At 38.7% G+C, this 12,368-nt stretch carries 8 protein-coding genes; all 8 read right to left on the bottom strand.

The genetic code is table 11. The features are described from left to right. Positions 1 to 197: 197 nt before the first annotated feature. On the bottom strand, positions 198 to 935 hold the full coding sequence (locus ACTBZY_RS14375; protein ID WP_463047034.1) for a YoaK family protein: 738 nt from the start codon (positions 933 to 935) through the stop codon (positions 198 to 200). Positions 936 to 1,227: 292 nt separating this feature from the next. Beyond that, on the bottom strand, positions 1,228 to 1,617 hold the full coding sequence (locus tag ACTBZY_RS14370; protein ID WP_463047033.1) for a hypothetical protein: 390 nt from the start codon (positions 1,615 to 1,617) through the stop codon (positions 1,228 to 1,230). A gap of 360 nt (positions 1,618 to 1,977) precedes the next feature. After that, positions 1,978 to 3,468 (bottom strand): pyridoxal phosphate-dependent decarboxylase family protein, encoded by a 1,491-nt coding sequence (locus ACTBZY_RS14365; protein WP_463047032.1) that lies wholly within the window; start codon positions 3,466 to 3,468, stop codon positions 1,978 to 1,980. Positions 3,469 to 3,599: 131 nt separating this feature from the next. Then, positions 3,600 to 4,118, bottom strand: a complete 519-nt coding sequence (locus tag ACTBZY_RS14360) for an NUDIX hydrolase (RefSeq protein ID WP_463047031.1) — start codon at positions 4,116 to 4,118, stop codon at positions 3,600 to 3,602. A gap of 305 nt (positions 4,119 to 4,423) precedes the next feature. Next, on the bottom strand, positions 4,424 to 6,106 hold the full coding sequence (gene leuA, locus ACTBZY_RS14355) for a 2-isopropylmalate synthase (RefSeq protein ID WP_463047030.1): 1,683 nt from the start codon (positions 6,104 to 6,106) through the stop codon (positions 4,424 to 4,426). Between the two features lie 419 nt (positions 6,107 to 6,525). After that, complete coding sequence (locus ACTBZY_RS14350; RefSeq protein WP_463047029.1) at positions 6,526 to 7,449, bottom strand: hypothetical protein; 924 nt, start codon at positions 7,447 to 7,449, stop codon at positions 6,526 to 6,528. Between the two features lie 660 nt (positions 7,450 to 8,109). Then, positions 8,110 to 9,729, bottom strand: a complete 1,620-nt coding sequence (locus tag ACTBZY_RS14345) for a RagB/SusD family nutrient uptake outer membrane protein (protein WP_463047028.1) — start codon at positions 9,727 to 9,729, stop codon at positions 8,110 to 8,112. 27 nt (positions 9,730 to 9,756) lie between these two features. After that, a partial coding sequence (locus ACTBZY_RS14340; protein ID WP_463047027.1) for a SusC/RagA family TonB-linked outer membrane protein occupies positions 9,757 to 12,368 on the bottom strand: 2,612 nt, incomplete at its 5' end.

Below are 12,368 nucleotides of genomic sequence, written 5' to 3'. Positions count from 1 at the left end.
GTGGAATAAATCAGACATTTCAACGAGATTAGCATAGCAGTTTACCCTGAGCTTGCCGATAGGATGCAATTTAGCTACGGTCCCGATAAAATCGGGAGGTTTTCTAATAAAGCGGGTTAAAGTATTCCTTTCGATCATCAAAAAGTATCTATGACTAAGCCAGTGATTTGTGGTGCACTGTATTTATAAACAATTACTTAGCTAGTCTTTTGGGTAAATTTCCTTTTGGTTATTAAGATTCTATATTTGAAATCATCATAAAAGACAACGAATAACAAAATAAGTATGGCAATGATGAGTGTCTTTAGTTTAAGGTCTAATTCAATGAATAAGTAAGCACCAGATAAACCTCCAATAAAAAAAGACGTGATGATGTAAATCCTTAGTTTAATAGTAGTCTTTATTTTTTTTCTCAGTGGGTAACGTTTTGGGAAAAGAAGCTGCGAGAGTTCTATCCCTAGGTCAGTGAAAAGCCCTGTAAGGTGCGTTGTTCGAACCACGGCTTTTGATATTTTGGTTACAAAAGAATTCTGAAGCCCCATGGCAAAAAGTAGTAAACAGGCGATAACATTAGGATATTCTAGTTTGTTGGTGTAACCCATCAGCACCACCAACAGTAGCACAATACACTCTATGAAGGTAGGAATAACATATACATTAAGTCGTTTATTTTCAAGAAAGCTCTCTATTAGAAAACTGGAAGTGAAGGACCCAATAAAGAATGAAAAAATATATCCAAAATAGGTAGCAGCTTTCAAAAATTGGGAATTAGCGACATCGTATATTAATAAGGCAAAATGCCCTGTGACATTGGTGGTAAGTTGTTGTATAGACAAGAATCCACAGATATTGACTATTCCTGCTACTAAAGATAAGACCGTGGCCAGTTGGAGATTATGCTTAAAAGTTCGGCTTTTACCTTGGTGTTTGAACATTTATTAATAATTCTGTGCTTGAGAACTTGTGGCACATAAGATTGGATATCGTTGACGTTAAGCATATCCTGCTTATTGTCGTGGCCAATCTACGTGATTTATTAATGGTGAAAAATGATTTCAAACATGTTTGTATAAGTTTCTGGTGATAATTACGATTCCTATACTTCTGAAACCTCGGTATCCTATTAAAAAGTCCTAACCTGTTTCCTCGCTTCAATAAGAAGACACATGAATGATGCGGCCTTTTAGAACATGAAGCGGGCCTTCTCCTTAAAATTTTAGGTCTCATCTAAGGAGCTTTTGATTTAACAATGATGATACATAATATACATGAAATCAATGTCAAAAAGGTTCCAAGAATTAATTCTATAATACTTTGTGCAAACAGATTGCCCAGGGTGTTGAGAGCAAAAAGCACCGCAAAAATCCAGATAAGAATATCAATTACCCGATTGGAGGTTGCTCTTATAAGTAGTTTGTACTTTAAGAAAAAAATAGTCATCATGAAAATATTCAGGAGTATTGAGAATATTTCAAAAGATTTCATTTCCTCTACGGAATCAAGCTTTCCTGACCAAACTTTATCATATGATATTTGCTCAAAAAAGATCAGAATGTGAAATATTAAAACGATTCCAAGGATGAAAAACATAATCAGCAAAGCTGTTTTTTTGCTCATTTTATGCAATGCTTTAGCTCGTTTTTTGCTCATTAGGCACAAAGGTTGAATAGGGTTAACATAGGCATAGCCTGTTTATCGATTCCGCTAATCTAAGTGATTTATGTGAGTTGCAAAACGATTTCAGGTCATAGCTCGTTTAACCCAGTTTATGCCTTGGAGAATTGTTATGAGTAGCTAAAGTGTAATAAATCAGACATTTAAACGAGATTAACATAGCGGTTTACCCTGAGCTAATGGTTCTGGTGTTTGAGTTTAAATGGGTGTAGCCTGTGCTGAGCTTGACGAAGTAAACTGATTTGTAGCAATTTAGCTACGGTTCCGATAAAATCGGGAGACTTTCTAATGAATAAAGCGGGTTTAAACCTTCGAACCCTTTTTCATTTTCAGATGAGCATTTCGGCCCTCTCTTACAACGATTTCTATTATTTCCTTTATATCATCTTCTGAAGTTCTGAAATTGACAATGCACGCCCTCAAACAATATTTTTCATTCACTATGGCATTCGAAAGAAATACCTCGCCACCTGTTTGTAAAACATTTAAAAGGATTTCATTGAGCTTATTTAAATAGTCATTTTCTAAATCCAAATCTCCATCAGGGATGTACCTAAAGGTAGTGATACTTAGATTTTGAGTCATAGCCTCTAATGACGGATGACTTTTGGCAAGTTGAAATAAATATTTAGATAGCTCAATATCTTCACCAATTAATTCTTCGTAACCTTTTCTGCCTACTTGCTGTAAGGTTAACCATACCTTTAACGCCCTGAAACCACGAGAGTTTTGTAGCCCATATTCGTAAAAGTTCTGAGCATTTTCTTCTTCATATATTGTGAAATTATAATACGCTGGGTGTGAACTGTAGGTGTCTATTAAATGCTGTGGATTTTTAACCAAAGTACATCCAGCTTCCAGTGGACTATATAACCATTTATGTGGGTCTAGTGCGATTGAATCGGCTTCAGACAAGCCTTTAAAAACCTTTTGAAATGCAGGAAGCACCGCTGCAGGAACGCCGTAGGCACCATCAATGTGAAACCATAAATCATAATTTTTACAAATGGTGGAAATGCCCATGAGATCATCTACCACGCCCGTACTGACATCACCCGCAGTTCCAATCACCATGATGGGTTGAAAGTCATTTTCTATGTCCTTTTTGATGGTTTCTTCTAGCACGGCATTGTTCATCTTGTTGCAGTCATCTGTGGGTATCCAACGGATAGATTTAGTCCCTAAACCAAATAATATAGCGGCCTTCTCTACCCAAGTATGCGTACTTTTAGAACAATAAACAGTTAGTTTTTTAGGTAAACCGCTTAATCCTTCCTCTTTGATACTTTTAGGAGCTTTGGCCGTTCTAGCTGCTAAAAAAGCTGTGAAATTTGCCATGTTTCCACCACTGACCAATATGCCACCATAGCTAGGAGAAACACCAATAAACTCCGCCAACCACTGCACGGTCTGTTTCTCTATTTCCGTGGCCATTGGGCTTAATATATGAGCTCCGACATTCGGATTTACGGCAGCGGCTAATAGATCGGCTAAGGCTCCAAGTGGGGCAGGAGAGGACGTGATGTAGCCTAGGAATTTAGGATGACCATTAAAAAGGGAATGCTCAAACAGCAATGATGTCGCTTTTGAAACAAGCTCACTTACTGGGCTGCCATTTTCAGGTAGGGAGGCATTACCCAATAGTTTTTGGAGCTGAAGAGGACTTTCGTTTGGCGTAACAGGTTTTTTATCAATGGAAGAAAGGAAGTCGGCAATATCATCTATCAGTTGATGCCCGATTTTCCTAAACGCTTCTTTATCTATCTCAATGGATGATTTTCTAATCTTTGACATGGTTTTCATTCATCTGTTGCAAAGGTTTAATATACAGAAGCTTAGCCGTAAATCGGCCATTACTTTAAATATTCTAAAGCGATTTTTATATAACGGAAGTGAATGATTGGCTCTGCCGTGAATCGTTTTAGCTAGCCAATTCTTTCCGCAATAAGCATGAGCAAAAAGGTTTCTCGTTCAATAGACATGCCCTTTTTGGCACTTGTAGCCATGGTCTTTTTATTGTGATTGATGGCTTCATGAATATTAATCCAGATGGCTTTCATACCATTTTTTGTCTCGTAAAGCTCCAAGTTTGATTCGCCCAACTCGGGGTTGATTTCGCAGGTATAGCAATAAGAAATCATATGCTGAACATCGAAATCTGGCTTGTGCCAAGGCCTATATTCTTCGTAAACACCAAAGGGTTTAATATTCCTAATGTTTTTGGCTCCAGTTTCTTCGCTAAGTTCACGCATCATTCCTTCTATTTTATCTTCGCCCAGATCTAAGCCACCTCCTGGAAGACTGTAGTCTTCATATCTTTCGGTATAAAGTAGTAGAATGGAATTCCCTTGAATGGCAATACTCCTTGTTGCTAAGCGTGTAAAAACGGATTTATGCTCTAAAGTAGTTACCTCAGGGTGATAATGGGTTTTTAAATTTTGCACGTATAAATAGTGAATTGGGTTAGTAATGGGACTGCCATTTGGTATGTAGCGAATCGTTGAAATGAAGCACAATTATTCTTTAAGCTTTTATTCTGTCCCTTTAAAGTTGATGAATTGAAGCAATTTATCTATGGTCCCGATAAAATCGGGAGATTTTCTAATGAATAAATTGGGTTTAAGCCTAAGTTTATTTTACAAGTTTCATCATTAAATAGAATTTACATGACATTTTTTTAACAAGGTAACGGAGCTTGTCGAAATCGTGCCAACATCATGAGAGACGTAGTACTCAGTAAAACCAATCTCTATTTCTTCATCAGAATCTGAGCTCTGTTATATGCCGATATTAGGGCGTACACGCCAGATCTACGAATGCTCGTGTGCTCACCGCAACCCCAAAACTTTATGGTTGGATCAGACTTCATGGAGAGCTGTACGTAAGAAACCGAAACAGAAGCAGAGCTATGTCCTATGGAATGCGAACGATATTGATCTACGTGGAAATCCTTCCATCCTTGCTGCTGCATGGCATAAACCACCGCATTAATTGGGCCGTTTCCTTTCCCTTCCAATGTCATTTCTTTTCCCTGATGGGTAAGTGTTATAAACAATTGAACTTCGGTATCTGTCAATTCCTGAATATCATATTTCTTCAATTCAAGAACATCTTTGCGGTTAACAAATTCTTTTAGAAACTCTGTCTGGATTTCTTGGAAGGTCAATTCCCTGCCATATTGATCTGCTAGGCCATTGATATGCAAGCCCACTTCAGGATGCATTTTCTTAGGCACATCGTAATCAAATTCTCTCTTTAATATATACGCCACGCCACCTTTGCCACTTTGACTATTAATTCTAATAATGGCTTCATAACTACGACCTATGTCTATTGGGTCAATAGTTAGGTATGGCACTTCCCATTTAATTTCATCTTCTCCTCTCAGGTCCATTCCTTTCTTTATGGCATCTTGATGGCTTCCGCTAAAGGCTGTAAATACCAACTCACCAGCGTAGGGATGACGCTTGTGAACGTTCATGCCGGTGTTTTTTTCATAAACTTTTTTTATGACATCGATATTGGAGAAGTCTAGTCCAGTTTGAATACCATGGCTATTCATATTTAGAGCCAATGTCACCAAGTCCAAATTGCCCGTGCGTTCGCCATTCCCAAACAAGGTGCCTTCCACACGGTCGGCTCCTGCTAATAAACCTAACTCTGTTGCCGCTATGCCCGTACCTCGGTCATTATGGGTATGTAAACTGACAACTACGGAGTCTCTGTTTTTGATTTTTCGGCAGAAGTATTCTATTTGGTCTGCATAGGTATTGGGCAAATTCCATTCTACCGTAGACGGAAGATTGAGTATTATTTTATGCTCAGGGGTTGGCTGCCAGCTATCTATCACGGCTTCGCATACTTCTATGGCATAATCTTCTTCTGTATCAGAGAAACTTTCTGGCGAATATTCTAGTGTTATATTGGTGTTTGGCAATTCTCCGATAAGTGATTTTACCAAAAGTGTACCATCCACAGCAATAGCCTTAATTTCCTCTTTGGTGGCGTTACCAAAAGTGACCTTACGCTGCAGTTTAGAAGTGGAGTTATACAGATGTACGATGGCATTTTTTACGCCATCTAAGGCTTCAAAAGTCCTGCGAATAAGTTGTTCACGGGCCTGAACCAGTACCTGAATGCGAACATCGTCAGGAATGAGGTTTTCTTCTACAAGCGTTCTTAAAAAATTGAATTCCGTATCAGAAGCGGACGGAAAGCCTACTTCAATGTCCTTAAATCCGATGGCCACTAAAGTCTTAAATAAGGTGACCTTTTGTTCAATGTTCATCGGCACTGGAAGTGCCTGATTACCGTCTCGTAAATCTACACTACACCATATAGGAGCCTGTGTTAGTGTGCGATTTGGCCATTCTCGATCCTTTAAAGCTATAGGTTGAAACGGTGTATACTTATTAATGTTAGATGCCTTCATAATTATCTTAAATCCTGAAATCTTGAGGCTTAAAGTACCTCGAAAAAATGAGGTACGCCTTCCGTGCCGTAAATATGCATTCATTTTTTGAAGGAATGAAACTTCAAAATCGAATCGTTGATAACTAGGGTGTAATTCTTTTAACCCGGTTTATGCATTGGAGGATTGTAATGAGTTTTAAAGTGGAATAAATCAGACCTTTAAACGAGATAAGCATAGCATTTTACCCTGAGCTTTTTTTCGAAGGGTTCTGGTGATTGAGCTTAACTAAGTTTACGTACTGATTTAAAGCAATTTAGCTACGGTCCCGATAAAATCGAGAGACTTTTTAATGCATAAAGCGGGTTTAATATCTATAGTGTGATAAGGCAGAGCAGTTATTATATCTAACGCCACAGGCATTTTATATTTTAAATCTTTTACTTCAGCAATTGGAGTTCTTTTCTCTTGGCTTCATCATCTAAACTTTTTTGCTCCCAATAGGGCTCTTTCATACTTTTTTTCAAGTGAGCTTCCGTTATCAATCCATCGCCATTGTCTTCCGTCCATCCCAATATTTTATATGGGAATTCTTTTTGCACATCGATAGTAAAAGTCCTATCATAATCTAAGTATTCAATTTTATATTTTGAAGATGTGTCAGATGCTGTTTTACTGATTTTAGCCTTGGTGACTTGCAGATCTTTGTAGGCAAAACGACTATATAAAGTAGAAAAAATCAAATCCATTTCTCCTAGAGGTAGTTGTCCTTGATTTATACGAATACGCGTCATTAGTTCTTCTTCTAATAGGGCTACTGGTATACTTTTTTCGGTATCTCCATCCGTTTCGAAGTAAGAAAACTGTTTGAACTGATAGTTTTCTTCTTTGAGATTTAGCTGTGTGAAAGTATGTCCACACCATTCTTGAATGCTGGTATTCAACTTTAATGTGTGTGGATACTTTTTGAAATCAACCGGTGTGAAACTAGAGGTAACAATAGCGTAATCATAAATACCAGTTGTAAACTTCCTAACATGGTTCAATTTCATCACGGAGACCATGTCTTTTCCTGCATCTTTCGGATTATCTAGTTTGACTTGTTTGCTTAATGAAAATGGTTCTGTCACAAATACCAATACTACTTCACCTTCGCGGATTTCTCCATATCGAGATTGTTTCAACTCATAGCTATTCAGTTCAGCTTTGCCGGAATACCAATAATCATCAAATTGTTTTTGGTTAAAAACTTCAACTTTTCCGTCGGTAGAATCTATGGGGTCTTTTCCGGAATCTTGGTCTGAGGCACAGGAAGTAAGTAAACAGATATGGAGTAAGCAAAATACTTTTAATAGTTGAATCATAATGTGTTATAAAGTTTTAGACTGTTTATACTGAATTTTGGCTTCCCTCTTTTTTAATCCCTGTCAGTTTATATACGATATGTAAAAAAAATAGTTTTCCGTTGAAATATCTATTTTGTTATTGGCAGTCTGAGACGAATTAAAATATGGCACCATTTTTTTATTCAGAATATTTTAGAAAACAGATAGCTTGTCATGATCTGGCAACTGCACCCACAAAATTGTTAATGAAATTATTGTTTCCAGCGGCATCCATGGTGTAACCTTTTAATATAACAAAGGCTATCTTAGCAAACTTTGACATTTATGATTTGCTGGCGTTTTTAACGCACGTTCTTTTTTTACGGATTATACGTTTGAGAATCGTTATGAGTTTTAAAGTGCAAGAAATCAGACAATTAAAGAAAATTGGCAGAGCGTTTACCCTGAGCTAATGTCGATGGGCTATGGTGATTGAGTTAAAATGGCTGTAGCCTGTGCCGAGCTTGACGAAGTGTACTGATTTGAAGCAATTTAGCTACAGTCCCGATAAAATCGGAAGATTGCCTAATGCATAAAGCGGGTTTATAATAAGCAGTTCCGGTAAACCAGACATCTCCCAATCGGACAAAAAAAATGCCCTTCCATATCATGGAAAGGCATTTAATAAATTCTTAACTTTTAGTAACCAGGGTTTTGCTGGCTTTTCAAAGTCGGGTTATTATTAATTTCTTCAATTGGCAATGGCCATATGAATTTCAAATTTGAATAAGGTACGGCAGCTTGCATAGTAAATGTTGTTGCCGCATCATTGGTATACAAATTCGTAAAAGTAAGCGTACGGCTGGCTTTTGCTGGAATTCCTCCGGTTGTAAAGTCAGTGTCTGTGCTCAATCTGTGAATATCCATCCAACGAATACCTTCCGCCAAAAATTCAATTCTACGCTCATTCAAAATCGCTTTTATCAACTCCTTTTTAGAAGTAAAACTTGCAGCAGAATACCTAGCCGCAGAACCTTCTGGTAAGGCTCTGTTTCTTACCGTATTCAATAGCTCAAGGGCTCTGGCATCTACACCAGAAGAAGCACGGGCCATAGCCTCAGCCGCATTTAAGATAACTTCTGCATAACGAATAATTGGTGCATTATCGGTACGGGCAGTAGCATCAGCGTATTTCTTAGTGAAATAAGCTCCACGACCGGGAGATGTAGCTCCGTCTTGAGCCACCATATTGCTAGACTTTCTATAGTCGTCAGCTGCAAAAAAAGATTGATTCCAAATCACTGGGCTTATGCCTATAATCCCACGTCCACCACTAACAGAAGTAGAGTACATAGATGGAGCGGCACCATTGACGCCAGCATTGTCCACATCATTGTTTTCCATCGATAAGATAGACTCCAAATTGGTTTTATTGGCTGCACCAAAGGCTCCCATTGGCGTAGCTGTAAGCTGATATCCACCAATTGGACTCGTGATGGCACCAGATGCAGGTATCAACTTGTTCGCCTCTGCAATTACTTGTGCCCAGTTTCCTTGATGCAGTCTTACCCTTGTTTTAAGAGCAATGGCAGCACCTTTGGTAGCACGAGTAATCTTGTTCTTAGGATGCGTAGCGGCAAGATTTGCTTCCGCAAAATCTAAATCAGCCAATAATTTCTCATAACACTCTGCAACAGTATTTCTTCCCAGTTTACCCGCTTCATCAGCAGTAAGTCCAGTACTAGTGCCTACAGGCTCGGTACGATATACCACTCCACCAGCGGCAGCAGTTGGGTTATCGCCATAAGGGCGAGCATAGTTTACCAATAAATAAAAGTGGCCCATAGCTCTAAGAAGTTTTAACTCCGCTTCATAGCCATTTTTAACTTCCTGAGTAAGAGAACCCTCGATAGGTGCCCCTTGAACTCCAGCAATAGCCACATTGGCACGATTGATCATGGCGTAAATGGTCTGCCAGAAATACCCATTATTAGGAGAGTTTGCATCATAGGTACCATCGTAAGTAACACCATAGAAAGCGGCAACGCTTACCATATCTTCTCCACGACAATCGCCCTGCTGTAAATGAGCAGCACCGAAAGGATACCCTCTTACTACACCTGCACTAAGTCCTCCAGTGTAATACCCTGATTGAGCTCCATCGTAAACACCTGCAACTACTAATTCAATACGCTCTGGAGTTTGAAAAGCAGTAGATTCAGATAAGGCATCAATCGGTGCCAAATCGGTCACGTCGCACGACGCACCTGCGAATAGCAGCCCAAAGGCTAAGTATTTGCTATATTTTGATATTTTCATTTTTATCTCTTTAATTTTTTTGATGAATTATAGTCCCACGTTAAGACCAAATGTGAATGCTCTAAACTGTGGATTGGTATTATAATCAAGACCAAATGACTGGTTTACATCTCCATTGGCGTTCAATTCTGGGTCAAGACCAGAGTATTTTGTAAAAGTGATGGCATTCTGTAAAAGACCATATACACGTACACTCTGAATACCAATATTAGCTTTATCCAAAATAGAAGTAGGGATAGAATAGCCTAAAACGATATTCTGAATTCTTACAAAACTTCCGTTTTCAACAAAACGACTGATAGCGTTACCATTCAAGTTGATAATGTTACCATTGTTAAGAACCGTTTTAGGAACATCTGTTACCTGACCTTCGCTCTTCCAACGATCCATTATTTCTACACCGTTATTATTGAAGTCCTGGTTTAAAAGTGTCTCCTGACGAGTTACGTTCATGATTTTGTTTCCACCAGAGAAACGAGTGAAAATCTCTAAATCAACACCTTTGTATTTGAACGTGTTAGTGAAACCACCGAAATATAAAGGATTTGTATTTCCTAAAACCGTTCTGTCTCCACCATCAGCAATATCTGCCGCAGCTAGAGAAGCACCAGTAGTATTTGTGGTTACCGTTGGGTTAGCAGCGTCGTAGAACGAATAGGCTCCGTTGTTTACATTACGCTGAACAACACTTCCATCTCCTTTCAAGAATAATGGGAAACCGTTTGCTGGATTCACTCCGGCAGATTGGTAGCCATACAAAGAAGCGACAGGATCGCCAACTCTAACAATATGATATGCACTTGGGTAAATTGGCTGGTCTTTGCCATCCAAGCCTTTGTTTAAACCCGTAACTTTATTCTCTTGAGTAGAATAGTTTAAGTTCATATCCCAAGAGAAATCATTTTTGTTTAACACATCAAATGAAAGGTTGAATTCGTAACCCTTATTATACAAAGACCCAACGTTTTTAGAAATCGAGTTATTTGGAATTCCAAGTGATGGAGCAGTAGGAGCAGCAAGAATAAGATCCGAAACATCATTTTTATAATATTCTGCACTGAATAAAATTCTGTTATCCAAAATGCCTAAATCTATACCAAAGTTGGTTTGAGTACTAGACTCCCATTTAAGTTCAGAATTTCCTGCTTGTGTAAATCCTACACCATTTTGTGAACCATACTGAGCAGCTCCAAAAAGTCCTAAATAAGGAAAGTCTCCAATAGAAACGTTTCCTACTTGGGCGTAGCTGGCTCTGAATTTAATGTCATTAACAACGTCTGCTAGACTAGATTTTCTGTAGAAATCCTCGTTTGAAACCTTGTATGCCAATGATCCTCCAAAAAAGTTACCTCTACGGCTTGCCGCTGGTAAATCAGACAATCCATCGTTACGACCAGAAAAAGTAAAGAAATACTTATTGTCGTAATCGTATTGAATACGTCCAAAATAAGAATCGAATCCTGAGTTTACACCACCACCGTACACCGCTGGAACAGAAAAGCTTCCAGAAATGATGTTCTCTCCTTGGAAAAATTTATCCGAGAAATTGGCAGCACTTGAAGTAAATGAGGATACCTGTTGTTTCTGATATTCCAGACCGGCAGTTAAGCTAAGAGCGTTTAATCCGAAATCTTTGATATAGTTGGCTGTATTTTGCCAGTTCCATCTTGTAACGTTTCTAGACGTTTGGTTCACCGTTCCTTTCGAGCCACGACCGTCGCCATGACGCGGGTCTTGAGCTGCAAAAGAACGAAGATCTGTGTAATCTACTCCGATCATCGACTTTAAAACCAAGCCATCGAATGGATTGATTTGAAGGTAATTAGTAGAAAGTACACGGCCGATTTGATTGCTAAATTTATTGTTAGCAAGTACAAAGGCAATATTTGTGTAATTATTATCAATGTTTCTGGTGTTAGCACCTTGTCCTAATACGGCACCATCTGGAGAGATATTATAACCTGTAGAATGCGTATCGCTAAAGATTGGCACGTTAGGGAACATCCTAGCTGCTGCCGATAAGTTACCAGATAATGCATTCGAGCCTGAGTTCAGTCCCATATTTTCTGTGCGAGCCGCTTGCATTTTTGTTCCTACAGATACGTACTTGTTAAATTTGTGATCCAAATTTGTCGTGAAGTTGTATCTCGTCTGACCGTTAGAAACTACCGCTCCTTCTTGCTTATTGTATCCCAAAGAGAAGTAGTAATTGGTTTTGTCCATACCACCAGAAAAACTCAAATTATAGTTTTGAGCAGTACCTTGTTTCAGTATCACATCCTGCCAATCGGTATTGGTGTTATTTGCATCCAAAGCAGCTGGAGTAGTAGTGCCATTGGCGTTTTTAACCTTTTCGTTGGCAATTTCTACAAACTGCTCCGCATTTAATAAATCAAAACGGTTTACAGGATTCGTTACACCATATTGCATGTCAAAATTAACCTTCATAGGCTGATTCTTAGCTCCCTTTTTAGTGGTAATCAAAATGACACCATTTGTGGCTCTAGAACCATAAATAGCTGTCGCTGCACCATCTTTTAAGATTTCTATCGACTCAATATCCGAAGGGTTAATATCTCCTAGCGGATTAGAAGGAACATTTGCTCCTGCTTGGTTCCCAGAAAGTGCAGGAACACCAT

Source organism: Arcticibacterium sp. (assembly GCF_055134445.1).
The sequence above is the reverse complement of the archived record's forward strand: the minus strand, read 5'-3'. Positions and strand labels throughout refer to the sequence as shown.